This window comes from Micromonospora sp. NPDC047527 (assembly GCF_040643015.1).
GTDB lineage: Bacteria > Actinomycetota > Actinomycetes > Mycobacteriales > Micromonosporaceae > Micromonospora.
This window is the reverse complement of record NZ_JBEYTK010000011.1, coordinates 73,985-98,263: the sequence shown is the minus strand read 5'-3', so window position 1 is coordinate 98,263 and position 24,279 is coordinate 73,985. Positions and strand designations below refer to the sequence as shown.

Sequence of the window (24,279 nt, the reverse complement as noted above, 5' to 3'; positions counted from 1 at the left end):
GCGGGCGGGGCGAGCCGTTCCTGGGCGGGCGGCCAGGTCGGGCGGCGGACGGCTGGGCGCGGTGGGAACGGCGGACGTGATTGGGGCCGAAGGCGGGGTCGGAGGCTCCCGACGTCATTTCGACATCAGCTATTGACGACGCCGTAACAGGTGGCCTAGCGTCTGTCGAACCGCTTCGTCGAAGCGCTTCGACGATCATTCGGGAGCTGTCCCACAACGGCTGACGCGGTCCCACGAGGGCTGGAACACGAGGGCTGGAGGAGGTGCGCGATGGCCACCATGCACGACGTCGCCCGCCTCGCGCAGGTCTCGGTCAGCACCGTGTCGTACGTGCTCACCGGCACCCGGCCGATCTCGCAGGCCACCCGGGCCAAGGTCCTCGCCGCGATGGCTCAGCTCGACTACCAGCCCAACGCGATGGCCCGCGGCCTGGCCAGTCGGCGCAGTCGAATCCTGGGCCTGTTGATGCCCATGGACGAGCGCGGCCTGGGTGCGACCGAGACGGCGTTCGTCACCGGTGCCGCCGCCGCTGCCAGCGTCGCCGGCTACCACCTGGTGCTCTCCCCGATCGGCGGCGGCAACCTCGACGACCTGCGGCGGCTGGCCAGCCAGCGGATGCTCGACGGCGTCGTGCTGATGGAGGTGCAGCTCGCCGACGAGCGGGTCACCGTGCTCCAGGAGGCCGGCGTGCCGCTGGTGCTGATCGGCCGCACCGGGGACGCCGACGCGCTCTCGTACGTCGATATCGACTTCGAGCAGACCGTGCGGGAGGCCGTCGAGCATCTGGTCGGCCTGGGGCACCGGCACATCGTGTACGTCAACCACTCGGCCGCCACCCTCGCCAGCGGTTACGGCCCCGCGCTCCGTACCCGGGACACGTTCGTGGCGGCCATGACCGGGCACGGCCTGGAACCGGTGATGATCCCCGCCGAGGACAGCGCCGCCGGCGGCCGGGCCGCTCTGGCCGCCGCGTTCGCGCAGGCGCCGGAGCTGACCGCTGTGCTGGCCATGAACGAGACGGCGATCTTCGGCATCCTCGGCGAGTTGACCGGTCGCGGGCTGTCGGTGCCCGACGACGTCTCGGTCGTCTCGATGGTCACCTCGCCGCAGGTCGCCGAGCTGGCCACACCGGCGTTGACCGCGATGACGTCGCCCGGGTCGGCCCTGGGCCGAATCGCGATCGAGGCGTTGTTGCGGCACCTGGACGGGTCCGGCAACGAGCGCCACCAGCAACTGCTGCCGTGCGCGCTGGAGGTCCGCGGATCGACCGCCGCGCCACGACGATCGACAGTGACCACCTCTGGACCACGACGACCGACAGTGACCACCTCCGAACCGTTACCGACGGTCGGGGGCTGACCAGCAAAAACGGCCCGCCGCCGCGCTGCAACGCGACGACGGACCCAGTGAAGTACCGGGCTCGATACTCAACGAGGAGGATAGCAATGCAGCGATTCCGCCGGATCGTCGCCGCAATCGCCCTGGCGGCGACCGCGACGACCACAGTGGCCGCCTGCGGCGGTGGTGACAGTGGGGACGACAGCGGGGCCAAGACCCTGAAGCTGTGGCACTACGAGAGCGCCAACAGCGCCATGGGCATCGCCTGGGACCGGGCGATCGAGATCTTCAAGGCCGAGCACCCGGGCGTCGAGGTGCGCTTCGAGCGCAAGGCGTTCGAGCAGATCCAGCAGAACGCCGGGATGATCATCAACTCGTCCGAGGGCCCGGACATCATGGAGTACAACAAGGGCAACGCCACGGCCGGCCTGCTCTCCTCCCAGGGCCTGCTCTCCGACCTGAGCGCCGAGGCCGACAAGCGCGGCTGGGCCGACAAGCTCAGCCCCAGCCTCCAGACCACCGCCCGGTACAGCGACAAGGGCGTGATGGGCTCGGGCAACTGGTTCGGTGTGCCGAACTACGGCGAGTACGTCACGGTCTACTACAACAAGGACCTGTTCCAGCAGAACGGCGTGCAGGTGCCGACCACCCTCGCCGAGATGACCGCTGCGATGGACACCTTCGTCGGCAAGGGCATCACCCCGCTGGGCATGGCCGGCGCTGAGTACCCGGCCGGGCAGCTCTTCTACCAGTTGGCGCTGGCCAAGGCCGACCGGTCGTTCGTCGACAACTACCAGCTCTACAAGAACCCCGTCGACTTCAAGGCCGACCCGCTGAAGTACGGCGCGGACACCTTCGCCGACTGGGTGAAGAAGGGCTACGTCGCCAAGGACTCGGCGAGCCTCAAGGCCGAGGACATGGGCACCGCGTTCATCGGCGGCAAGACCCCGATGATCGTCTCGGGCAGCTGGTGGTACGGCCGGTTCAAGACCGAGATGAAGGCCAACTGGGACACCTTCCTCTTCCCCGGCAACACCCTGCAGGCCGGCTCCTCCGGCAACCTGTGGGTGGTCCCGGAGAGCAGCAAGGCCAAGAGTCTGGCGTACGACTTCATCGACATCACGCTGCGTCCGGAGATCCAGGACCTGATCGGCAACAACGGCGGCGTACCGGTGGCCGCTGACCCCGCGAAGATCACCGACGCGAAGGACCGCAAGCTCATCGAGGACTTCAACACGGTGAGCAAGCAGGATGGCCTGGCGTTCTACCCGGACTGGCCGGTCCCCGGCTACTACGACGTGCTCGTCGGTGGCTTCCAGGCCCTGATCAACGGGTCGAAGTCTCCCGACCAGGTGCTCGACACGATCGCCAAGCCGTACGCCGATGGCGTCAAGGAGATCACCGGCAAGTGACGCGGCGGGCGGCGGACGCGACCGGTACGACCGGCGCGTCCGCCCGCCCCACCGGGAAGGATCTTCCATGGCAGTCTCCGAGACCGTCGCCGCCCCGGCCGCGACACCAACCCCTCCCGCACCCCGCCGCGCTCCTCGCGGCCGCAATGCGGCGTACTGGCTCTACCTGCTCCCCGGAGCGGTGCTGTTCGTCCTGGTCATCGGCGCGCCGCTGGTCGGCACCGGTTACCTGTCGCTGACCAAGTGGTCCGGGGTTGGCGACCCCACCTTCATCGGGCTGGACAACTACCGGCAACTGCTGCACGACGAGGTGTTCTGGGCGTCGTTCCGCAACACCGTCTGGATGCTCGTCGCCATGGTGGTGGTGCCCACCCTGCTCGGGCTGCTGCTCGCCTCGGTGCTCTTCGACGTCATCGGCCGCCGGTTCAAGCCCCGCACCGCCGCTGCCCTGCGGGCCGCGTTCTACCTCCCGCAGGTGCTGCCCGTCGTGGTGGCCGGCATCGTCTGGGGCTGGATCCTGCGCCCCGACGGCGCGTTCAACAGCCTGCTCGGCGCGGTCGGTCTGGGAGCGCTGCAACACGACTGGCTCGGCGACCCGGACACGGCGCTGCCGGCCGTGATGGCGGTGATGATCTGGGTGCAGATCGGCTACCCGGTGGTCGTCTTCATGGCGGCGTTGCAGCGGGTCGACCCCGAGCTGTACGAGGCAGCGGAGGTCGACGGCGCGAACTGGCTGCACCGGTTCCGGGCCATCACGCTGCCGCAGATCCGGCCGGAGACGTTCGTGGTGGCCCTGACCTGCACCATCGCCGCGTTGAAGGTGTTCGGGCCGATCTTCGCCCTGACCCGGGGCGGCCCGGAGAACGCCACGAATGTGCCGTCCTACTTCGCCTACTACACCTTCTTCAAGAAGCTCCAGGTCGGCTACGGCTCCGCGATCTCGACCGTGCTCACACTGATCATCGTGGTGGTGGCTGTGGTCTTCATCTGGATGCAGGCCCGCAGCGAGCGCCGGGACCGGGGGATCTGACATGGCCGTCACGCTCACTCCGACCCCCGCATCGGCGGCGCCTCGTCGGCCGGTACGGGATCGGCACCACCGCGGCGTCGGCCGCTGGGTCGTGCTCGTCCTGGTCACGCTCGCCGCGCTCGCCATGCTGGTGCCGTTCTTGTTCATGCTGCTCAACGCGTTCAAGTCGCCCGGGGACTACTCGTCGAACGGGCCGCTGAGCTGGCCGACGGAGTTCTACACCAGGGGCCTGCGGACGTACTGGACCGAGGTTAACTTCCCCCTGAAGTTGTGGAACTCGACGCTCATCGCCGGGTCCGTGGCGGTGCTCGGCGTCGCCGTCTCCCTGCTCAACGCGTACGCGCTGGGCATTGGTCGGGTTCGGGGTCGGCTCTGGATCGTGGGGCTCTTCCTGCTGGCGAACATGCTTCCGCAGGAGGCGCTGATCTACCCGCTCTACTACGTGGCGAAGCAGGTCGGCCTCTACAACACCCAGCTCTCGGTGATCATCATCTTCACCGTGATCCAGAGCGCGTTCGGCACGTACCTGCTCGCCTCGGTGCTGGGCACGTTCCCGCGCTCGCTGCTGGAGGCCGCGTCGCTGGACGGCGCCGGCAAGTGGACGGTGCTGTGGCGGGTGGTCTTCCCCAACCTGCGGCCCACCCTCGCGGTGCTGCTCATCTTCTTCTTCATCTGGACCTGGAACGAGTTCCTCATCCCGCTGGTCATGCTGATCGACAACCAGACGCAGACCATCCCGGTCGCGATCGCGTCGTTGCAGGGTGACCGGCTGATGGACGCCCCGACGACCAACGCCGGTGCGTTGATCAGCCTGGTGCCGGCCATCCTCTTCTTCCTCATCTTCCAGCGCACTCTGGCGCGCGGCATCACGGCAGGAGCCGAGAAGTGAAGTTCACCGACGGGTACTGGCAACTGCGCCCGGGGGTCAGCGTCCTGCGCCCGGGCACAGTGGAATCCGTGCAGCCGGACGACCGTGGCTTCACCGTCTTCGCGCCGGCCGGTCAGATCACCGGTCGGGGCGACACCCTCAACCGGCCGGTGGTCACGGTCCGGTTCTTCTCCCCCGCTCCCGGCATCGTCGGGGTAACCATCGGTCACCACAGCGGTGGGCTGCCCCGCGAGCCGCACTTCGGTCTGACCACCGACGACGACTTCCCGGTCGCCGTCGACATCACCGGGATCACCGCCTCGCTCACCACCGGCGAGTTGACCGCCCGGGTCGCGCTCATCGACGGCTGGCGGGTCGAGTTCCTGCACGGCGACCGACTGGTCACCGCGTCCACCGCGCGCAGCGTCGGCATCGTCACCGACGGCGAGGGCCGCCGGCACGTGCACGACCGTCTCGCGCTCGGCGTCGGCGAGACGGTGTACGGGCTGGGCGAGCGGTTCGGCCCGTTCGTCAAGAACGGTCAGACCGTCGACATCTGGAACGCCGACGGTGGCACGGCCAGCGAGCAGGCGTACAAGAACGTGCCGTTCTATCTCAGCAGCGCCGGCTACGGGGTCTTCGTGGACCACCCGGAGCACGTGTCGTTCGAGGTCGGCTCGGAGGTCGTCACGCAGACGCAGTTCAGCGTGGAGGGCCAGTCCCTCACCTACTACGTCATCGACGGGCCCACCCCGAAGGACGTGCTGCGCCGCTACACCGCGCTGACCGGCCGACCGGCCCGGGTTCCCGCCTGGTCGTACGGGCTGTGGCTGTCGACGTCGTTCACCACCTCGTACGACGAGAAGACGGTCACCGAGTTCGTCGACGGGATGGCCGAGCGGGGTCTGCCGCTGTCGGTGTTCCACTTCGACTGCTTCTGGATGCGCCAGTTCCACTGGGTCGACTTCGTCTGGGACCCGGCGACGTTCCCCGACCCGGAGGGGATGCTGCGCCGGCTGCACGAGCGTGACCTGAAGGTCTGCGTCTGGATCAACCCGTACATCGCGCAGCGTTCGTACCTCTTCGAGGAGGGGCGCCAGGCCGGCTACCTGGTCCGCAACCCCGACGGCTCGGTGTGGCAGTGGGACAAGTGGCAGGCCGGCATGGCGCTTGTCGACTTCACCAACCCGGACGCGGTTCGGTGGTTCACCGGCAAACTCAAGGTCCTGCTGGACATGGGCGTCGACTGCTTCAAGACCGACTTCGGTGAGCGCATCCCGACCGACGTGGTGTGGCACGACGGCTCGGACCCGCAGCGGATGCACAACTACTACTCCTACCTCTACAACAAGGCGGTCTTCGAACTGCTTGAGGCCGAGCGCGGCAAGGGCGAGGCGGTGGTGTTCGCCCGCTCGGCGACCACCGGCGGGCAGCAGTTCCCGGTGCACTGGGGCGGCGACTGCGAGTCGACGTTCGTGGCGATGGCCGAGTCGCTGCGCGGCGGGCTGTCCCTGGCGGCGTCCGGTTTCGGCTACTGGAGCCATGACATCGGCGGTTTCGAGGGCACCCCCGACCCGGCCGTGTTCAAGCGGTGGATCGCCTTCGGGCTGCTCTCGTCGCACTCCCGGCTGCACGGCTCCGGCTCGTACCGGGTGCCGTGGGCGTACGACGAGGAGGCCGTGGACGTGCTGCGGCACTTCACCCGGCTCAAGCTCAGCCTGATGCCGTACCTGGCGGCCGCCGCGCAGGAGGCGCACCGCGACGGAATTCCCATGATGCGCCCGATGATCCTGGAGTTCCCGGACGACCCCGCCGCAGCGCAGTTGGACCGGCAGTACATGCTCGGCTCCGACGTGCTGGTCGCGCCGGTGCTCAGCGCCGACGGTCAGGTCACCTACTATGTGCCCGCCGGCACGTGGACGCACCTGGTCACCGGCGCGCAGGTCACAGGCCCGGCCTGGGTCACCGAGAAGCACGAGTTCGACAGCGTGCCGGTGCTCGCCCGTCCGGGCGCGGTCATCCCGTTCGGGGCACGCTCCGACCGGCCCGACTACGAATGGGCGGACGGCGTGCAGTTGCGGCTCTACACACCGGCGCAGGGGCAACGCCAACGGGTACGGATACCGGCACCCGGGGACGGCCCCGGCGCGGAGTTCGAGGTGAGCTTCCGCGACGGGGTGGCCACCGCCGAGTTGGTGGCGGGCGCCTCGTCGGCGTACGACTGCGTGGTGGCCGGTACGGAGGTGGTGGGGCGATGACGGAACGTACATTCCCGGAGAGTTTCGTCTGGGGTTCGGCGACGGCGGCGTACCAGATCGAGGGCGCGGCCACCGAGGACGGGCGCGGGCCGTCCATCTGGGACACCTACAGTCACACCCCGGGGCGGACGCTGAACGGCGACACCGGCGACGTGGCCGCCGACCACTACCACCGGTGGGCCGACGACCTCGGGCACATCGCCGACCTCGGGCTCGACGCGTACCGGTTCTCGATCTCCTGGCCGCGGGTGCAGCCGGGCGGCTCCGGGCGGTTCAACCAGGCCGGCCTGGACTTCTACTCCCGGCTGGTCGACGGGCTGCTGGAGCGCGGCATCCGCCCGGTGGCCACCATGTACCACTGGGACCTGCCACAGGAGTTGGAGGACGCCGGCGGCTGGCCGGTGCGGGAAACCGCGCTGCGCTTCGAGGAGTACGCGTCCGGGATCGTCGCCGCGCTCGGCGACCGGGTGCACACCTGGACCACGCTGAACGAGCCGTGGTGCTCGGCGTACCTGGGTTACGCCTCCGGGGTGCACGCGCCGGGGCGTACCGAGCCGGCGGCGGCGCTGGCCGCGGTGCACCACCTCAACCTGGCGCACGGCCTGGCCGGGCGGGTGGTCCGGGAGCTGGCCCCGGCGGCTGAGCTGTCGGTGACGCTGAACCTGCACGTCGTGCGCGGGGCGTCCGACTCGGACGCGGACCGGGACGCGGTGCGGCGGATCGACGGGCTGGCCAACCGGGCGTTCCTCGGCCCGATGCTGGACGGGGCGTACCCGGCCGACCTGCTCGCCGACACCGCGCCGGTCACCGACTGGTCGTTCGTCCACGACGGCGACGAGAAGCTGATCGCGGTGCCGCTGGACGTGCTCGGGGTCAACTACTACTCCAGCACCCTGGTCCGTGCCTGGGACGGGGTCTCGCCCCGGTCCGACGCGGACGGGCACGGTGCCTCGGCGCACTCGCCGTGGGTCGGTGCCGACGACGTCGACTTCCTGCCGCAGCCCGGCCCGTACACGGCGATGGGTTGGAACATCGACCCGCCCGCGCTGACCGAACTGCTGCTGCGCCTGCACCGCGAGTACCCGAACCAGCCGATGATGATCACCGAGAACGGCGCGGCCTTCGACGACGTGGTGTCAGCCGACGGCCGGATCCACGACGACCGGCGGATCGACTACATCCGTCGGCACGTGGCGGCGATGGCCGATGCCCGCGCACAGGGTGCCGACCTGCGCGGCTACTTCGTCTGGTCGCTGCTGGACAACTTCGAGTGGGGCTACGGCTACGACCGCCGCTTCGGGATCATCCGCGTCGACTACGACACGCAGGAGCGCACCTGGAAGGACAGCGCCCACTGGTACCGGCGGCTCGCCGCGACCGGTGAGCTGGACCAGGCTTCGGAGTAACCGCACCACGACGCGCCGCCGGCTGCCCTGCCGTAGTGCCGGGCAGCCGGCGGCGCGCCTGCTGCCACCCCTACCGGCCTTCTCGGCCGTCGGCAGGGATGGGCGGAGGCGAAGGGTAGGTGCCCACCCCTCCCCCGACGTCACGCGTCACCGCTGCGGCTTGCCGGGCTGCCGAGCCCGCTGACTAGACGCCGACGCGCTGCGGCGGGACGGTCAGGCCGTAGAGCGCCATCAGCTCCGGGGTGTCGACCCGACTGCCGTCGGCCACCGAGTCGCAGGCGATGTCGACGATCTGGTCCTTGTGCGCCAGCAGGTACGGCCGGGCACCCACGTCGGCGCTGGCCAGAGTGGCGATGCCGGGCCAGTGCCGGCGGCCGAACAGCATGGGGTAACCGCGCAGCCCGTCGTAGGTGGCGCAGACCAGCACGTCCGGGTACGGCAGCGCGGACACCCGCCGCACCGCGGCGGAGGTCAGGCCCGGCATGTCGACCGGAACCACCACCACCGCCTCGATTCCCTCGTCGTCCATGGCGGCCAGCCCGGCCCGGATGGACGAGCCGACCCCGGTGCCCCACGCCTTGTTGATCACGACGGTGGCCTTGGCCAGGTCGGCGGTCTGTCGAACCTGCTCGGCGGCGGCACCCAACACGACCACGATCTGCTCGCAGCCCGCCTCGGTCATCGTGTCGATCATCTGGTTGACCAGGGGCTTCTCCCCCTGGTGCAGCAGCGCCTCGGGACCGCCGATGCGGCGGCCACCACCGGCGGCGATGATCATTCCTGCGATCCGGTTCAGCTGCGCCCCCTCAAGCACGGGACCGACCGTGACCGGTCGGCCCCTCCTACGGACACTGCAACGAGGACCGCTGGCCGAGGGTGGCGGGGCGAAAAGGAGAAATAGCGCAACCGTTACACGTCCGGCATCTCCGGGAACGGACGGGCCACCGGTCAGGCCGCGTCGGCGTAGCAGTCGACGATGGACAGATCCAGCGGAAATCGCACCGGGGTGTCGCCGAACAGCAGCGCCGTGGCCCGCTCACCGCTGCGCTGCACCGCCGCCGCGACCGCCTCGGCCTGCCCCGCCGGGCAGTGCACGACCACCTCGTCGTGCTGGAAGAAGACCAGCTCGGCGTCGGTGCTGGCCAGCGCGGTGCGCAGCGTGGCCAGCAGGGTGGACGCCCACTCCGCGGCGGTGGCCTGGATGACGAAGTTGCGGGTGAACCGCCCCCGCGACCGCGCGGCACGCGCCCGCGGGCTCTGCCGGTCGGCCGCGCCGTCCGGATCGACCGGCCCCTCGTCCGGGTCACCGAACCCGAGAGAGCCGGGCGGGCACGTACGCCCCAGCCACGAGCGCACCAACCCACCGGCCTCACCGGTGCGCGCCGCCGCCTCGACGTAACCGAACGCCGTCGGGTAGCTGTGCTTCAACACCGCCAGCGCGGGCAGCGCCGCACCGCCGGTCTGCCCGTACATCGCGCCGAGCAGGGCCACCTTGGCCCGGGCGCGGTCGCCGCCGAACGAGTCGCGGGCCAGCGCCGCGTAGAGGTCGCCGGCACCGCCCGCCGCCGCCAGCCGCGCGTCGCCGGAGACCGCCGCGAGCACGCGAGGCTCCAACTGGCCGGCGTCGGCGACCACCAACCGCCAGCCCGGATCGGCCACCACCGCCCGGCGGATCACCTTGGGGATCTGCAACGCGCCCCCACCCCGGGTGGCCCAGCGGCCGGAGACGACGCCACCCGGGACGTACTCCGGCTGGAACCGGCCGTCGCGGACCCACTGCTCACGCCACGACCAGCCGTGCGCCGTCCAGATCCTGTACAGCTCCTTGTATTCCAGCACCAGTGGCACCGCCGGATGGTCCACCCCGCGCAGCACCCACGCCCGGGTGTTGGGCAGCTCCACCCCGACGCGGGCAAACGCCTTCAACAACTCGGCCGGCGAGTCGGCGTGCAACTGCCGGACGCCGAACGCGTCGGCGATCCGACTGGCCAACTCGGCCAGCCGGCGCGGCGGACCGCCGACCGGGGACGGCTCGCCCAGCAGCCCGGCGAGGATCTCGTCGTGCACCTCGCCCCGCCAGGGCAGCCCGGCGACGCCCATCTCCGCCGCGATCAGCGCACCGGCCGACTCGGCGGCCACCAGCAACCGGAACCGGCCCGGATGCTCGGCGGTGGCGATGCGGGCGAGCTGGTCGGCGTACACCTGGATCAGTGCCTCGATGCCCGGGCCCGGCGGGCCGGGCAGCGTGTCGAAGAGCGCGCCCTGGCCGTGCCCGGGCGGCGCGGCGGCGCGCGGCGGCGGGTCGGGCGGCACCACCGCGCCGGTCAACCGGGCCCAGGCGGCGGCCAGCGACCGAGGCTCGCCCCAGCGGCCGGCGTGCCCGAGCAGCAGCGCCTCGGTCAGCTCCACATCGTGGCAGCGCTCGACGCGCACCCCCGCGCGCAGCAGCGCGGGGTAGACCGCACCGGCGGCCGACCAGACCCAGCGCGGACGCCCGGCGGCCTCTCGCGCGGCCATGGCCGCGGCGAGGTCGGTGACGATCTCGGTCGGGCCGGTCGGCCTGCCGGCGGCATCCAACGGGCGCAGCTCGCCGCCGCCCCGCTCATCGGACACCACCGCCACCAGCACGGATGTGATTCTGCCTCGCCCCTCTGACATCGGCGGCGCCCATCCGACGGAACGGGCCGGCGCGGACGAAACGGGTCAGTGGATCGTGGGAGGGCTCGGTAGCGTGGCCTGGTGCCCCCACAGATCCCGCATTCCGATCCCGGCATTCCGGACACCAGGGGGCCGATGCGCTACCTGTGGTGGCTGATCCGGTGCCAACCCGGGCGGGTGCTGCGCGGCAGCCTGCTCGGGACGGTCTGGATGGTCGGGCTGTCGGCACGGCCCTACCTGATCGCCCGCGCCGTCGACGACGGCCTGGGCGCCCGCGACACCCGGGCCCTGGCGCTCTGGGTCGCGGCGATCGTCGTCGCAGGGATGGCCTTGTCGTTCGTGGGCACCATGCGGCACCGCACGATGACGTTCATCCGGGAGGACGCCAAGGCCCGCTCGGCAGAGGTCCTGCTGCGCCACCTGTCCCGGATCGGCGCCGCGCTGCCACGCCGGGTCGCCTCGGGCGAGGTGGCCACCGTCGGCGGCTCCGACATCAACTGGACGGCGGAGGTGCTGACGCTGACCGGGCCCGGCGTCGGCGCGATCGTCGCGTACGGGGTCATCGCCGTGGTGCTCTGGTCGATCTCCCCGATGCTCGCGCTCTGTGTGCTGGTGGGGGTGCCGGTGGTCGGGCTGGTCGTCGGGCCACTGCTGCGCCGCCTCGAACGTGTGGAGTCGATCTACCGCGGGCAGCAGGGCGCGCTCACCGCCCGATCCGGTGACATCGTGGCCGGGCTGCGGGTGCTCGCCGGCGTGGGCGGCCGGGACCTGTTCGCCCGGCGGTACGCGGCCAAGTCGCAGGACCTACGCGTCGAGGGCTACCGGGTCGGGGCGGTCAACAGCTGGATCGACGCGGCCACCGTCGCCATCCCCGGGTTGTTCCTGGCGACGGTGGTGTGGCTGACGGCTCGGATGGCGGTGAGCGGTGACGTCACGGTCGGTGAGCTGGTCGCCGTCTACGGCTACGTGGCGACCCTGATCGTGCCGGTCTGGTTTCTGATGGAGGGCAGTTACCAACTGATCCGGGGTCGGGTTGCCGCCCGCCGGATCGCCGACCTGCTCACCCTGAGCCCGGACGATGTCGGCGGCCCGGGCCGTCGGTGGCCGGGCTCCGTGCCCGACGCACGTCGGCCGGGCGCCCTGGCCGCACCGACCGGCCCCGCCGACCTGCACGACCCGGTGACCGGCCTGACCGTGCGCGCCGGCCGGCTGACCGGGGTGGCGGCGGACGACCCGGCAGCGGCCGTGGCCCTGGCCGACCGGCTCGGCCGGTACGTCGTGAGCGACACCACCTGGGGCGGTGTGCCGCTGACCGGGATCGCCCTCGACGAGGTCCGGGCCCGGATCCTGGTGGCCGACCACGACTCGTACCTCTTCGCCGGAACTCTGCGGGACATCCTGCGCGGCGCCGACGCGGACGACGACCGGATCGGATCGGCGCTGCGGGCCGCCTCGGCCGAGGATGTCGTCGACGCCCTGCCCGCCCGGCTGGACACCCCGATCGACGCCCGAGGCCGGACGCTCTCCGGGGGTCAGCGCCAACGGGTACGCCTGGCCCGGGCGCTCCACACCGAGCCGGAGGTGCTGATCCTCGTCGACCCGACGTCGGCGGTGGACGCGCACACCGAGGCGCGGATCGCCGAGCGACTGCGTGCCGCACGGGCCGGGCGGACCACGGTGGTGATCGCCACGTCGCCGCTGCTGCTCGGCCGGGCCGACCTGGTCGCGCATCTGAGCGCCGGCCGGATCACCGCCACCGGCAGCCACACCGAGCTGCTCGACCAGGACGCCGGCTACCGGCACCTGGTGGCGCGGGGCAGCGAGGACACCGACCTCGATCAGCCCGCCGACACCGAGGAGGCGTACCGGTGAGCCGGCTGCCGGTGGCCGACCGCGGCACCGTACGCCGGGCGTTGCGGGACATGATCAGCCGACACCGGCGGGCGGTCGGCCTCGTGCTGGCGCTGCACAGCGCCGCCGCGGTCGCCGGGCTCGCCCCGCCGTGGCTGCTGGGCACCATCATCGACCAGGTCACCGCCGGCGCGGGTGTGGCCACGGTGGACAGGCTGGCGCTGGCCATCGCCGGCTGCGTCCTGGTCAGCGCGTTGCTCGCCCGATACGCCCAGTACGCCGGCCACCGCTTCGGTGAGCGGGCCGTCGCCGAACTGCGCGAGGAGTTCGTCTCCCGGACTCTCCGGCTGCCGGTGTCGGTCGTCGAGCGCGCCGGCTCCGGGGACCTGGCCACCCGCAGTTCGGTCGACGTCGCGACCGTCGGGACCACCGTCCGGGACGTGGTGCCCGTCATCGTCATCGCCTCGGTGCAGTTGACGTTGCTGTTCGGGGCGGTGTTCCTGCTGCATCCGCTGCTCGGCCTGGCAGCGCTGGCCGGGCTCCCGACGATCATCGCGGTGACCCGCTGGTACCTGCGTCGGGCCAGCGCCGCGTACCTCACCGAGGGCGCGGTGTCGGCCGAGTTGACCGAGACGCTGACCACCACCGCCGAGGGGGCCCGCACGGTGGAGGCGCTGCGGCTGACCGACGACCGGATCGGGCACGGCACTGGCCGCATCGCCCTGGTGTGGCGCGCCCGGCGGGCGACCCTCGCGCTGCGCACGGTGTTCTTCTCGGTCGTGGAGGCCAGCTATCCGCTGCCGATCGCCATGGTCCTGCTCGTCGGCGGCTACCTGCTCACCCGGGACATGGTCTCGCTCGGCGCGGTGGTCGCCGCCGCGCTCTACCTGCAACAGGCGATCGACCCGCTGGACCGGCTGTTGCAGTGGACGGAGCAGGCGCAGCGCGGCTTCGCGTCGTACGCCCGGGTGCTCGGCGTCGGCCTGGTCCCGCCGGAGCCCTCCGGCACGACGGCCACGTCGCGGGGTGAGCGGCTCGTGGTGCGTGGGGCGCGGTTCTCCTACACCAGCGGGCAGGACGTGCTGCACGGCATCGACCTGGAGGTGCAGCCCGGTGAGCGGCTGGCCGTGGTCGGTCCGTCGGGTGCCGGCAAGTCGACGCTGGCCCGGCTGCTGGCCGGGATCGACGCTCCGCGTCAGGGTGTCGTCAGCATCGGCGGTTGCCCCGTCACCGACCTCGACCCCGCCGAGCGGCGTCGCCGGATCGCCCTGGTCACCCAAGAGCACCACGTCTTCATCGGCTCGGTGCGCGACAACCTCGCCTTCGCCGCGCCGGACGCCTCCGACGAGCAGATGCGCGCCGCGCTGGGCACCGTGGGCGCCGACTGGTACGCGGGGCTGCCCGACGACCTGGACACTCAGCTCGGCGACGGTGCCCTGCAACTCGGTGCCGCCGAGGCCCAGCAGCTGGCGCTGGCCCGGCTGGTGCTCGCCGACCCGCACACGCTGATCCTCGACGAGGCGACCGCAGCCCTCGATCCGACCACCGCCCGTCGTACCGAGCGGGCGCTGGCCGCCGTGCTCGTCGGGCGGACCGTCATCGCGATCGCCCACCGGCTCAACACCGCGCACGACGCCGACCGGGTCGCCGTCCTGGCGGACGGGCGGATCACCGAGATCGGCAGCCACGACGACCTCGTGGCTGCCGACGGGGCGTACGCGGGGCTCTGGCACTCCTGGCACAGCCAGGCCGACGAGCGCCCGAGGTGACCGACTACTTGACGGCGCCGGAGGTGAGGCCGGCCTGGATCTGCCGCTGGAACACCGCGTACACGATGATCATCGGGAGGATGGCGATGGTCAGCGCGGCGAACAGCCCGGACCAGTCCGCCTCGTAGCCGGCGTTGACCGAGATGTCGGCGATGCCCTGGGTGAGCACCCACTTGTCCTTGGCGTTCGACAGCAGCACCAGGGGAAGCTGGTACTGCGCCCACTGGCCGATGATGTTGAAGATCGCCACGCTGATCAGGCCGGGCTTCGCCATCGGCATCATCACCTGGAAGAACAGCCGGGTGTGCCCGCAGCCGTCGATCATGCCGGCCTCGGCGACCGACGACGGCAGCGTCTTGAAGAACGCGGCCAGGAAGAACACCGTGAACGGCAACGAGTAGGCGATGTAGACAAGCACCACGCCGGTGTGGGTGTCCAGCAGGCCCAGGTTGCGCACCACGAAGAAGAGCGGCACCAGGGCCAGGAAGACCGGGAACGCCAGCCCGGACACGAACAGGTAGTAGATCGCCCGGTTGCCCCAGAACTTGTACCGGGCCAGCACGTAGGCCGCCATCGAGCCGAGCAGCATGGTGCCGAACGTGCTGAAGCCGACGACGATGACACTGTTGAGGAAGTACCGGCCGACGTTCGCCTTGGTCCAGGCTCGACCGAAGTTCTCCCAGCGCAGCTCCGCGGGGAGCGTCCACGGGCTGCTGAAGATCTCGCTGGTGTTCTTGAACGCGGCGAGGAACGTCCAGAGGATCGGCACGATCACGATCACCGCCCAGACGGCGAGCGCGATGTGCCCCATACCGGCCAGGAACCGTACCTCCGAGCGGGGGCCCTTGCCCCGCCGGCCGGTCGCGTCCGGGTCGCCGGTCTTCGGCGGTAGCGCCGCCGGTGTCGGCGGCAGCGTCGACTGCGGGTTCATCAGTACTCCACGCTTTCCCGCTTGGTGAGCCGCAGCGTCAGCGCCGCGAACGTGATGGTGAGGAAGAACAGCGCCACGCCCATCGCGGAGGCGTAGCCGTACTTCGAGTAGACGAACGCGTTGCGGTAGATCTCCATGGCCAGGACGGTGGTGGCGCCGTCCGGGCCGCCACTGTCCACCGAGAGCACCGCGACGATGGCGAACGCGTCGAACGCCGCGATGCCCAGGTAGACCCAGGCCACCTGGAGGGTGTCCCAGAGCAGCGGCAGGGTGACCCGGAAGAACAGGGTCACCTTGCTCGCGCCGTCCATCTCGGCGGCCTCGTAGATCTCGCCCGGGATGGAGGCCATCCCGGCCGAGAACAGCACCACGTAGAAGCCGACGGCCTGCCACACCAGCACCGCGATGATCGACCAGAGGGCCAGGTTCGGCTGGACGAGGAAGAGGATCGGTTCCAGGCCGAACTCCATCAGCACGCCGTTGATCAGGCCGGACTCGTTGGGCCGGTACACCATCTGGAACAGCACCGCGATGATGGCCACCGCCAGGACCTGGGGGAAGAAGAACACCACCCGGTAGAACTTCGACCCCCAGACCCCCTGGCGTTGCCCGCCGCTGCTCTTGCCTCCCACGTTGAGCAGGAAGGCGAAGAACAGCGCGATGGCGATGGTGATCAGCGGCAGGGCAAGCAGCAGTACGCCGTGGTGTTGGACCGCCTTCAGGAAGCTGCCGTCGTCGAGCAGCCTCCGATAGTTGTCGAAGCCCACCCACTGCGGGGCCGACAGCCCCCGCCAGTTGGTCATCGAGATCTGGAACGCCTGCGCGTACGGCGCGATGACGAAGACCACGTACAGCGTGACCGGGGCGAACAGGAACCCGATCACGAATGGATACTTGCCGTGCCGCATGACCCTAGCTCCGATCGATCAGCGCTTGAACTTGGCGACCGAGCTGTCCTTCTTGATCGCGTCGGCGCGCTTCTGGATCCGCTCCACGAAGGCGTCCGCGTTGATCCGGCCGAACATCAGCTCGTTGGTGGCGGTCCGCGCCTCCGTGTCGAGCTCCTTGTACCAGCCGTCGAAGTACAGGTTGAACACGTCCTGACCGGCCGCCTTGAGCGCGGTCTGCGAGCTGGCCACACCGGGCGGGAAGGCGAAGCCCTCCGAGCCGGCGGTGACCACCGTCGGGGCCTTGACCACCTCGGTGAAGCCCTTGGCGCCCGCCGTGGACAGCATCTGGCGCATGTACTCCAGGCCGCCCTTGGGGTTCTTGCTCTTCGCCGAGACGAAGTAGCCCTCACCCGCGGTGGCGCGCAGCGCCGTGGCCGGCAGCTTGTCCGAGGCGGTCAGGCTCGGCACCGGCATGAGCTGGTAGTCGAAGCCCGCCGGGGTGTCCTGCTTCTGCTCGCCCTCCAGCCAGTCACCGCTGGGGTAAAGGGCCAGCTTGTACTGGTTCTGCCGCAGCTGCACGTCGGTGTGCTTGAGCCCCTCGAAGCTCTTGTCGCTGAACTTCGCGCCGACCTCGGCCCACGCGGTGGCAGCCTGCTTGACCGCGTCCTGCTTCCAGGCGCCGTCCTCCAGGTTGTCGATGTTCTTGAGCACGTCCGTTCCGCCGATCTTGGCGGCGTGGGTGAGGATCACGTTCCACTGGTAGTAGGCCGCGTTCGCGCCGGCGTACCCGTACGGCGTGATGCCCTTGCCCTTGATGGCGGTGAGGAGGGCGATGAAGTCGTCCCAGGTCTTCGCGGGCGCCCAGCCGTTGTCCTTGAACAGCTTGGCGGAGTACCAGATGCCGAAGACGGTGGAGACGTAGTACAGGACGTACGGCTTGCCGTTGAACGAGCCCGCCTCGACGGTGCCGGGCACCACGGTGTCGCGGACCTTCTTGGCCGGGTCGTCGACCGACGGGGCGTCCCACAGCTCGGTGAGGTCCTGGAGCTGACCGTCGGCGACCAGCGCGCCGAAGTCCATCAGCTTCTCGCCCGAGTTGTTCACGAACTCCGGCGGGTTGCCGGACGCGAAGCGCGGCTGGAGCACCGTGGAGACCGCCTGCGTGGCCTGGTGCTTGACCTCCGCCTTGGGGAACGCCTTCTTGTACAGCGGCTCGTGCACGTCGGTGGCGTACTTCTCGCCGTAGCCACCATTGAAGATGATCACCTCGAGCGGGGCGTCCTCCTTGACGCCCAGCGGGTTGGTGGCGCTCTTGGTGCCCTCGGCGACCTGCTCGTTCTTCTCGTCGCCGCCGCTGGTGGCGCAGGCGCTGAGCAGACCGATGGCCGGAGTGGCGAGCAGGCCCACGGCGGCGGCGCGACGCAGCACCGTGCGACGGTCGAGTGCGGCCGGGTATTCGGGGGTAATCGACATCGTCGTCTCTCCTTGTGGAATTCGGGTCAGGCGGTGCGCCGGAGACGCCCGGCGTACCGCGACTCGAGGGCGATGTTGTGCTCGTCCCCACCGGGGACGTTGGCGGAGAGGTAGATAGGGGGTACCTCCCCGGCCTGGTGGAACCGTCGTACGACCTCGGCGGTCAGCAGCTGCGCCAGCAGCGCCGTGGTGACCGAGGAGACCGCACAGACCGCGCCGCCGCCCTCGAGCGGCAGCAGTGCATCGCCGTACGGCGCGCCGTTGTCCAGCACGACGTCGGCGAGGTCGGCGAGCCGCTGACCGGACGGGTGCCGTGGGGCGACCCGTGCGGTGTGCTCGACCGAGGTGACCGCGATCAACGGGTGACCGCGCTTGGTGACCAGCGTCGCCAGCTCGACCACCGAGCCGTTGATGCCGGACTGGGAAGCCACCACGAACACGTCGCGCGGCTGCGGCGCCGCGAGCGCGTAGATCTGGTGGGCGATCCAGGGGTCGCGTTCCAGCTTGGGATCGGCGAGTACGTCGCGCGGGGCGTCGCCGTGCACCACCAGGTCCCGCACCGAGAGCCGGTTGGTGGGGACCAGCCCGCCGGCCCGGGCGACCAGCTCGGCGGCGAACCCCTCGGAGTGCCCGGCGCCGAACGCCTGGAGCACACCACCGGCACGCAGGCTGTCGGCGATCAGGTCGGCGGCCCGGGTGATCCCGTCGGCCTCGGAGTCGAGCAGTCGGTCGAGCACCGGGCGGACCGCGTCCGCGTACCCCTGGGCACTGATCATGAGAGGGCTCCCTTCGCGGCCTTGTGGCCGTCGACGGCCTGTGCGGTACGCCGGAAGGCCGCGTGGGCGCGGTCGTGGGTGCGTTGGGCCACGGCGATGTAGAGCAGGTCGAGCACCACCAGCTGGGGGTGGCGGGCGGAGAGCGCGTCCGGCCGGAAGGTGGTGGCCTGGCTGGCGGTGAGCAGCACGATGTCGGCCAGCTCGGCCAGCGGCGAGCGGGGGAAGCCGGTGAGGGCGAGGGTGGTGGCGCCGCGGCTGCCCGCCTCGGCGAGCATCTCGATGGTCTCCCGTGTCTGTCCGGTGTGGGAGATGCCCAGCGCCACGTCCCCGGCGCGCAGCAGCGCCGCGCTGGCCAGCCCCTCGTGCACGTCGTTCCAGGCCCAGGCGGCAACCCCGATGCGGTGCAGGCTGAACTGCATCTCCTCGCCCACGAGAGCGCTGCCGCTGGCGCCGAAGATGTTCACCCGGTTGGCACCGGCGATCGCCACCGCGGCCCGTTCCACCTCGACGAGGTCGAGCAGCGCGGCGGTGTCGTGCATGGCCCGGGTGTCGGCGGCCATGATCTGGTCGAGGACCCGGGCGAGGGGGTCGCCCGGCTGGATCTCCCGGCCGATGTCGACGGTCCAGCCGGCGGATCGGGCCCGACCGGTCTCGGCGGCGATGCCGAGTCGCAGGTCCGCGTAGCCCTCGAAGCCCATGGCCCGGCAGAAGCGGGTGATGGTGGCCGGTGAGGTGCCGCTGCGCTCGGCCAGCTCCACGATGGTGGCTCGGGCGGCGGCCTCCGGGTCGCTCAGCACGTGCTCGGCGACGCGGCGCAGCGCGCCGGTCAACTCGCCGAGGCCGGCGCGGACCCGGGCCAGCACGCCGTCCGAGGCGGATCCGAGCGTGCCCCGTCGGTCGAACGCGTCGGCATCGACCACCGCGGTCCCCGCGGCGGTGTCCACCTCGTGTTCAACCATCGACGCCTCACCTTTTCGAAAAGACTGTTAACTGTTAGTGGTAAAAGTTCTTACTGAACGCCCCCCTGTGTCAAGACCGTGGGCGAAGTTTTCAAACTGTTACCTGGCGCACTGACCGGCCCTTGCCCCGCGCGACGGCGCCGACCAGCATGAACGGACCCATCGCCGCGCAACGCAAGGAGGGCCGTGCCGATGTCCGACACCGTCGTGGTCGGTCTCGACGTCGGGGGTACGTCCACCCGGGCGACCGCCCTGACCCTCACCGGCGTACGCCTCGGCACCGGCCGCGCCGGCGGTGGAAACCCCACCAGCCACGGCGCCGAACGAGCCGCCACCGAACTGCTCACCGCCCTGCGGCACGCCCTCGCCGACGTCGACCCGGCCCGGGTCGCCGCCGGCACCATCGGGCTCGCCGGAGCCGGCCGCCTACGCGCCGACCCCGCCGGACGAGCCGCCTTCGACCGGGCCTGGCACGACGCCGGCCTACGCTGCCCGTACGCCGTGCACGGCGACGCCCTCGTCGCGTACGCCTCCGGCACCGCCGACCCCGACGGGACAGTGCTCATCGCCGGCACCGGGGCCATCACCGCGCAGGTCCGCGACCTGCGGCTGGACCGCGTCGCCGACGGCCACGGCTGGCTGCTCGGCGACGCCGGATCGGGCTTCTGGCTCGGCCGCGAGTCGGTCCGCCGGCTCCTCGCCGACCTGGACACCGGCCGCACCCCCGGCACACTCGCCACCGCCGTGCTCACCGAACTGATGGGCAGCGCCAACATCGCCACCCGCCCACGGGACACCGTGGACGCCACCATCCAGGCGGTGACCCGCCGACCACCGATCGAACTGGCCCGGCTGGCACCGCTGGTCGTCACCGCCGCCGCCGACGGCGAGCCGGTGGCCACCGCCCTCATCGCCGAAGCCGCCGCACACCTGGCCGCCAGCGTCGGCCGGATCCGCCCAGCCGGGGCGGTCACACCTGTCGTGCTCGGCGGCGGACTGCTCACCGGAGACACCCCGCTGGCCATCGCCGTCCGCGCCGAGATCGCCCGGCACTGGCCGGACGCGCCGCTGCGCACCGCGGGCGACGGTGCCGCCGCAGCCGCCTGGCTCGCCGCCCGCGACCTGGCCGAGGTGACCGACCCGACCGCCCTACACGCCCGCCTCTTCCCCACCCCCTGACCCACCCCGCCCCACCGCACCGCCGGCATGATCGCGCTCGATCCTGGATATAGGCCCCAATCTCGCGCCCGGAGGGCACTACATCCCGGATCGAGCACGATCATGGGGGCGCGAGCAGGCCTACTTGAGCTGGCCTGCGGTGAGGCCGGCCTGGACCTGCCGTTGGAAGGCCACGTAGACGGCGAGCACCGGCAGCACCGCGATGCTCAACCCGGCGAAGAGCCGGGCGTAGTCCCCCGCGTAGCCCTGGCTCACCGACAGGGCGAACAGCCCCTGGGCGAGCACCCACTTGGACTCGTCGCCCTGCATCAGCACCTGCGGCAGCAGGAACTGGTTCCAGTGGCTGAGGAAGTTGAAGATCGCGACACTGATCAATCCCGGACGCGCCATCGGCAGCATCACCCGGAAGAAGAGCCGGAAGTGACCGCAGCCGTCGACCATGGCGGCCTCCGCCACCGAGGTGGGCAGGGTCCGGAAGAACGCGGTCAGGAAGAACACCGTGAATGGCAGCGAGTACGCCGCGTACACCAGGATCAGGCCGGTCCAGGTGCCGAAGAGACCGGCGTTGCGGACCACGAAGAACAGCGGCACGAGGGCAAGGAACACCGGGAACATCAGCCCGCCGACGAACAGGTAGTAGACGATCTGACGGCCCCGGAACTCGTACCGGGCGAAGACGTACGCGGCGGTGGCGCCCATCAGCATGGTGAGGCTGACGGAGCCGGCGACCACCACGAGGCTGTTGAGGAAGTACCGGCCGATGTGCGCTCCGGTCCAGGCCCGCGCCCAGTTGTCCCAGTGCAGCGCCCCGGGCAGCCCCCACGGGTCGGCCAGGATCTCGCCGTTGGTCTTGAACGAGCTGAGGAACATCCACAGCAGCGGCAGGACGGTGAGCAGGCCCCACAGCAGCAGAAAGCCGTGCGAGAGGGCGTTGGCCACGCCGGTCTCCCGACGCACCGGGCGGTCCCGGCCGGTGACCGGCGTCGGCGCGGTCGTGGTGCGTTGATCCACAGTGGTCACGAGTATTCGATCCGTTCACGCCGGCCGACCCGAAGCGACAGCACCGCCACCGAGAGGGTCAGGAAGAACATCACCACGCCGATCGCCGAGGCGTAGCCGAACTTGGTCTCGCTGCCGAAGGCGGTGTCGTACATCCGGACACCGATGACGTCGGTGGAGAAGTTCGGCCCACCGTTGGTCATCAGCTGCACGAGGATGAACCCGTCCAGGGCGAAGATGGCCAGGTAGACCCAGGCGACCTGCACGGTGTCCCAGAGCAGCGGCAGGGTGACCCGACGCAGCGTGGTGACCCGGGACGCGCCGTCGAGCAGCACCGCCTCGTAGATCTCCTTCGGCACGGCCGACATCGCGGCGCCGAACAGCACCACGTAGAAGCCGACGTTGCTCCACACCATCACCGCCAGCACACACCAGAAGGCGGTGGCCGGGTCGCCGAGCCAGGTCGGCGCGGGCAGGCCGATCCCGTGCAGGGCAGCGGTGAGCAGCCCCTTGTTCGGGTGGTACACCTCCTTCCAGAGCAGCGCGATGATCACCACGGAGAGCACCTGCGGGAAGAAGTACACGGTGCGGTAGAGCGCGCCGCCGCGTACCCCTGTCACACCGGCGCGGCCCTTGCGCCCGCCCATGGCGAGCATGGTGGCGAAGAAGAGCCCGAGCACGATGGTCAGCACCGGCACCAGGCCCAGCAGGATCGCGTTGTTTTTCAGCGCGTTCCAGACGTAGTCGTCGTGCCACAGGGTCTTGAAGTTCGCCAGGCCGACCTGGTTGGCGTCCGCCGAGTAGCCGAGCCAGTCGGTGGTGGAGATCTGGAACGCCTGCAGGTATGGCGAGACGACGAAGATGACGTAGAGCAGCACCGGCGGCACCAGGAAGGTGACGATCAGCGGCCACTTGCCATGTCTCACGGTGAGGACCTTTCCCCGGAGTGCGGCCGGTGAGGGCGGAGGTCCCCCACCGGCCGGGCGGTCAGGCCGCTCGCTTGTACTTCTTGATCGAGCTGTCCTGGGCGATCGAGTCGGCGCCCTTCTGGCACTGGTCGAGGAACTCCGCCGGGCCGATCCGGCCGCTGAAGAACTCGCCACACGCGGCGTCGACGAGGTTGCGCTCCAGCTTGCGGTAGTAGTTGTTGTAGACCCAGTTGAAGCCGTTGGCGCCGGACGCGTCGAGCGCCTTGACCACGCTGTTCAGCCCGTACGGCAGCTCGACGCCCTCGGTGGCGCCGGCGACCACGGTGAGGCTGGCGACCTTCCGGGTGAAGTCCTGTGCGCCCTTGCGGGAGAGCATGGTCCGGAAGTACTCCAGCCCACCGGCGACGTTGCGGGCCTTGGCCGGCACCATGAACGGCTCGCCGGCGGTGCCCCGGATCGCCTCGAACGGCAGCTTGTCGCCGCTGCCCAGGCTCGGCGTCGGCGCGATGGTCATGTTGAACCCGGCCGGGGTGACGTCCTTCTGTTCACTCTCCAGCCACGAGCCGCAGGAGATGAAGGCGGCCTTGCCCTGGCACCAGGCGGTCTGTGACTGCTTGTGGTCGAGCCCCGAGGACCCCTCCAGGATGAACTTGTCCTTCACGATCTGGTGCCACGCGTCGGCGGCGGTCCTCATCGAATCGGACTTCCAGGCGTTCGGCTCAAGGTTGTCGATGGCGGTCGCCACGGACGGGCCACCGAGCTTGATGGCGGTGGCGATGACCGGCCAGCTCATGTAGCGCGGGTGCAGCCCGGCGTACGTCCAGGGGGCGATGCCGGCTGCCTTGATCTGCTTGCAGAGCGCGATGTGGTCGTCCCAGGTCTTGGCGTACTCCCACCTGCGCTCGCTGAGGAGCTTGTCGGAGTACCAGATGCCGTAGGCGGTGTAGGTGTAGTTGAGCACCAGGAACGTGCCGTCGTACGACCCGACCTCGACCGCGCCGGGCAGCAGGGTGTCCTTGACCGTCTTGCCGGGCACGTCGAGGCTCGGCGCGGCGATCAACTCGCCCAGGTCGGCGATGGCGTTCTGGCTGACCAGGCCGTTGAAGTCGATCTGGCTGGCGCCGGAGTTGTTGACCACGTCCGGCGGGGTGCCGTCGACGAAGCGAGGCTGGAGGGTCTTGCTGATCTCCTGCGTGGCGGAGTGCTTGATCTTCGCCTTCGGATACCTCTCGGTGTACATGGCCTCGTGGGCCTTGGCGTACTCCTCGCCGAACCCGCCGCCGAAGATCACCACCTCGAGCGGAGCGTCCTCCTTGACGCCGAGCGGGTTCTGCTCGCTCTTGGTGCCCTTGTAGGCGGCGCTGTCGTCGTTGTCGCCTCCGCCGGTGGCGCAGCCGGCGAGCAGGCCGGCGGCGGGGGTCGCCAGCAGGCCGGCGGCGGCGCTGCGCCGCAGGATGTCACGCCTGTTCATAAGGTCTCCTCGGTTCGGGTCGGGCGGTCGCCGGGTGGTGGGGGAAGGCGTCCGTCTCGCGAGGCACGGGGTTTGTTGCTTG

General features: G+C 70.6%; 19 protein-coding genes. 9 read left to right on the top strand and 10 right to left on the bottom strand.

Features of this window, described 5'->3' with window-relative positions; genetic code table 11:
- Nucleotides 1–270: 270 nt before the first annotated feature.
- The 6 genes from ABZ808_RS29075 (at nt 271) to ABZ808_RS29050 (ending at nt 8,312) form a co-directional block, all read left to right on the top strand.
- Nucleotides 271–1,359 carry a LacI family DNA-binding transcriptional regulator gene (locus ABZ808_RS29075; protein WP_357012524.1) on the top strand — a complete coding sequence of 363 codons (1,089 nt, stop codon included), beginning with the start codon at nt 271–273 and terminating at the stop codon, nt 1,357–1,359.
- 86 nt (nt 1,360–1,445) lie between these two features.
- Nucleotides 1,446–2,750, top strand: coding sequence for an extracellular solute-binding protein (locus tag ABZ808_RS29070; protein ID WP_357012523.1), 1,305 nt, complete (start codon nt 1,446–1,448; stop codon nt 2,748–2,750).
- Between the two features lie 67 nt (nt 2,751–2,817).
- On the top strand, nt 2,818–3,780 hold the full coding sequence (locus ABZ808_RS29065) for a sugar ABC transporter permease (RefSeq protein WP_357012522.1): 963 nt from the start codon (nt 2,818–2,820) through the stop codon (nt 3,778–3,780).
- A gap of 1 nt (nt 3,781) precedes the next feature.
- Entirely contained in the window at nt 3,782–4,669 is an 888-nt protein-coding gene (locus ABZ808_RS29060; RefSeq protein WP_357012520.1) for a carbohydrate ABC transporter permease, read from the top strand.
- Entirely contained in the window at nt 4,666–6,906 is a 2,241-nt protein-coding gene (gene yicI, locus ABZ808_RS29055; RefSeq protein ID WP_357012519.1) for an alpha-xylosidase, read from the top strand. Before ABZ808_RS29060 ends, yicI begins: the two co-directional genes overlap by 4 nt.
- A complete protein-coding gene (locus ABZ808_RS29050) occupies nt 6,903–8,312 on the top strand; it encodes a GH1 family beta-glucosidase (RefSeq protein ID WP_357012517.1) in 1,410 nt (469 codons plus the stop codon). The genes yicI and ABZ808_RS29050 overlap by 4 nt, the downstream gene beginning before the upstream one ends.
- Nucleotides 8,313–8,496: 184 nt before the next feature.
- Here ABZ808_RS29050 and ABZ808_RS29045 read toward each other — a convergent pair whose 3' ends face one another.
- Nucleotides 8,497–9,090, bottom strand: coding sequence for a nucleotidyltransferase family protein (locus ABZ808_RS29045; protein WP_357012594.1), 594 nt, complete (start codon nt 9,088–9,090; stop codon nt 8,497–8,499).
- Nucleotides 9,091–9,260: 170 nt separating this feature from the next.
- Nucleotides 9,261–10,970 (bottom strand): bifunctional 3'-5' exonuclease/DNA polymerase, encoded by a 1,710-nt coding sequence (locus ABZ808_RS29040; protein ID WP_357012516.1) that lies wholly within the window; start codon nt 10,968–10,970, stop codon nt 9,261–9,263.
- 135 nt (nt 10,971–11,105) lie between these two features.
- Between ABZ808_RS29040 and ABZ808_RS29035 the strand changes: the two genes are divergently transcribed.
- Nucleotides 11,106–12,842 (top strand): ABC transporter ATP-binding protein, encoded by a 1,737-nt coding sequence (locus ABZ808_RS29035; RefSeq protein ID WP_357012592.1) that lies wholly within the window; start codon nt 11,106–11,108, stop codon nt 12,840–12,842.
- A 50-nt stretch (nt 12,843–12,892) separates the two neighbouring features.
- Nucleotides 12,893–14,590: an ABC transporter ATP-binding protein gene (locus ABZ808_RS29030; protein ID WP_357012591.1), complete on the top strand. Its 1,698-nt coding sequence runs from the start codon at nt 12,893–12,895 to the stop codon at nt 14,588–14,590.
- Nucleotides 14,591–14,594: 4 nt separating this feature from the next.
- Here the strand turns inward: ABZ808_RS29030 and ABZ808_RS29025 are convergent, their stop codons facing one another.
- Genes ABZ808_RS29025 through ABZ808_RS29005 form a run of 5 tightly spaced genes read right to left on the bottom strand, consistent with a single transcriptional unit; the run spans nt 14,595 to nt 19,619 of the window.
- Nucleotides 14,595–15,521 (bottom strand): carbohydrate ABC transporter permease, encoded by a 927-nt coding sequence (locus ABZ808_RS29025; protein WP_357012514.1) that lies wholly within the window; start codon nt 15,519–15,521, stop codon nt 14,595–14,597.
- Entirely contained in the window at nt 15,521–16,429 is a 909-nt protein-coding gene (locus ABZ808_RS29020; protein WP_357012513.1) for a sugar ABC transporter permease, read from the bottom strand. Before ABZ808_RS29020 ends, ABZ808_RS29025 begins: the two co-directional genes overlap by 1 nt.
- Nucleotides 16,430–16,447: 18 nt before the next feature.
- Complete coding sequence (gene ngcE / locus ABZ808_RS29015) at nt 16,448–17,884, bottom strand: N-acetylglucosamine/diacetylchitobiose ABC transporter substrate-binding protein (RefSeq protein ID WP_357012511.1); 1,437 nt, start codon at nt 17,882–17,884, stop codon at nt 16,448–16,450.
- 26 nt (nt 17,885–17,910) lie between these two features.
- The gene (locus ABZ808_RS29010; protein ID WP_357012510.1) at nt 17,911–18,660 is read right to left on the bottom strand and encodes an SIS domain-containing protein; all 750 of its coding nucleotides are present in this window, start codon (nt 18,658–18,660) and stop codon (nt 17,911–17,913) included.
- Entirely contained in the window at nt 18,657–19,619 is a 963-nt protein-coding gene (locus ABZ808_RS29005; protein ID WP_357012509.1) for a MurR/RpiR family transcriptional regulator, read from the bottom strand. The genes ABZ808_RS29010 and ABZ808_RS29005 overlap by 4 nt, the downstream gene beginning before the upstream one ends.
- Before the next feature lie 192 nt (nt 19,620–19,811).
- On the opposite strand from ABZ808_RS29005, the gene ABZ808_RS29000 reads away from it, so the two are divergent.
- Nucleotides 19,812–20,798 carry a BadF/BadG/BcrA/BcrD ATPase family protein gene (locus tag ABZ808_RS29000; RefSeq protein WP_357012507.1) on the top strand — a complete coding sequence of 329 codons (987 nt, stop codon included), beginning with the start codon at nt 19,812–19,814 and terminating at the stop codon, nt 20,796–20,798.
- Between the two features lie 120 nt (nt 20,799–20,918).
- On the opposite strand, the gene ABZ808_RS28995 is transcribed toward ABZ808_RS29000, so the two are convergent.
- The 3 genes from ABZ808_RS28995 to ngcE (ABZ808_RS28985) form a co-directional block, all read right to left on the bottom strand.
- Nucleotides 20,919–21,818 (bottom strand): carbohydrate ABC transporter permease, encoded by a 900-nt coding sequence (locus ABZ808_RS28995; protein WP_357012506.1) that lies wholly within the window; start codon nt 21,816–21,818, stop codon nt 20,919–20,921.
- Nucleotides 21,815–22,723 carry a sugar ABC transporter permease gene (locus ABZ808_RS28990; protein WP_357012504.1) on the bottom strand — a complete coding sequence of 303 codons (909 nt, stop codon included), beginning with the start codon at nt 22,721–22,723 and terminating at the stop codon, nt 21,815–21,817. The genes ABZ808_RS28995 and ABZ808_RS28990 overlap by 4 nt, the downstream gene beginning before the upstream one ends.
- 61 nt (nt 22,724–22,784) lie before the next feature.
- Entirely contained in the window at nt 22,785–24,197 is a 1,413-nt protein-coding gene (gene ngcE, locus ABZ808_RS28985) for an N-acetylglucosamine/diacetylchitobiose ABC transporter substrate-binding protein (RefSeq protein WP_357012502.1), read from the bottom strand.
- Nucleotides 24,198–24,279 lie beyond the last annotated feature (82 nt).

Excerpts from the sequence above, each read along its gene's own strand:
- ABZ808_RS29075 (WP_357012524.1), top strand. The coding sequence starts at position 271 with ATGGCCACCATGCACGACGTCGCCCGCCTCGCGCAGGTCTCGGTCAGC.
- ABZ808_RS29070 (WP_357012523.1), top strand. The coding sequence starts at position 1,446 with ATGCAGCGATTCCGCCGGATCGTCGCCGCAATCGCCCTGGCGGCGACC.
- ABZ808_RS29065 (WP_357012522.1), top strand. The coding sequence starts at position 2,818 with ATGGCAGTCTCCGAGACCGTCGCCGCCCCGGCCGCGACACCAACCCCT.
- ABZ808_RS29060 (WP_357012520.1), top strand. The coding sequence starts at position 3,782 with ATGGCCGTCACGCTCACTCCGACCCCCGCATCGGCGGCGCCTCGTCGG.
- ABZ808_RS29050 (WP_357012517.1), top strand. The coding sequence starts at position 6,903 with ATGACGGAACGTACATTCCCGGAGAGTTTCGTCTGGGGTTCGGCGACG.
- ABZ808_RS29045 (WP_357012594.1), bottom strand. The coding sequence starts at position 9,090 with ATGATCATCGCCGCCGGTGGTGGCCGCCGCATCGGCGGTCCCGAGGCG.
- ABZ808_RS29040 (WP_357012516.1), bottom strand. The coding sequence starts at position 10,970 with ATGTCAGAGGGGCGAGGCAGAATCACATCCGTGCTGGTGGCGGTGGTG.
- ABZ808_RS29035 (WP_357012592.1), top strand. The coding sequence starts at position 11,106 with ATGCGCTACCTGTGGTGGCTGATCCGGTGCCAACCCGGGCGGGTGCTG.
- ABZ808_RS29030 (WP_357012591.1), top strand. The coding sequence starts at position 12,893 with ATGATCAGCCGACACCGGCGGGCGGTCGGCCTCGTGCTGGCGCTGCAC.
- ABZ808_RS29025 (WP_357012514.1), bottom strand. The coding sequence starts at position 15,521 with ATGAACCCGCAGTCGACGCTGCCGCCGACACCGGCGGCGCTACCGCCG.
- ABZ808_RS29020 (WP_357012513.1), bottom strand. The coding sequence starts at position 16,429 with ATGCGGCACGGCAAGTATCCATTCGTGATCGGGTTCCTGTTCGCCCCG.
- ngcE (WP_357012511.1), bottom strand. The coding sequence starts at position 17,884 with ATGTCGATTACCCCCGAATACCCGGCCGCACTCGACCGTCGCACGGTG.
- ABZ808_RS29010 (WP_357012510.1), bottom strand. The coding sequence starts at position 18,660 with ATGATCAGTGCCCAGGGGTACGCGGACGCGGTCCGCCCGGTGCTCGAC.
- ABZ808_RS29005 (WP_357012509.1), bottom strand. The coding sequence starts at position 19,619 with ATGGTTGAACACGAGGTGGACACCGCCGCGGGGACCGCGGTGGTCGAT.
- ABZ808_RS29000 (WP_357012507.1), top strand. The coding sequence starts at position 19,812 with ATGTCCGACACCGTCGTGGTCGGTCTCGACGTCGGGGGTACGTCCACC.
- ngcE (WP_357012502.1), bottom strand. The coding sequence starts at position 24,197 with ATGAACAGGCGTGACATCCTGCGGCGCAGCGCCGCCGCCGGCCTGCTG.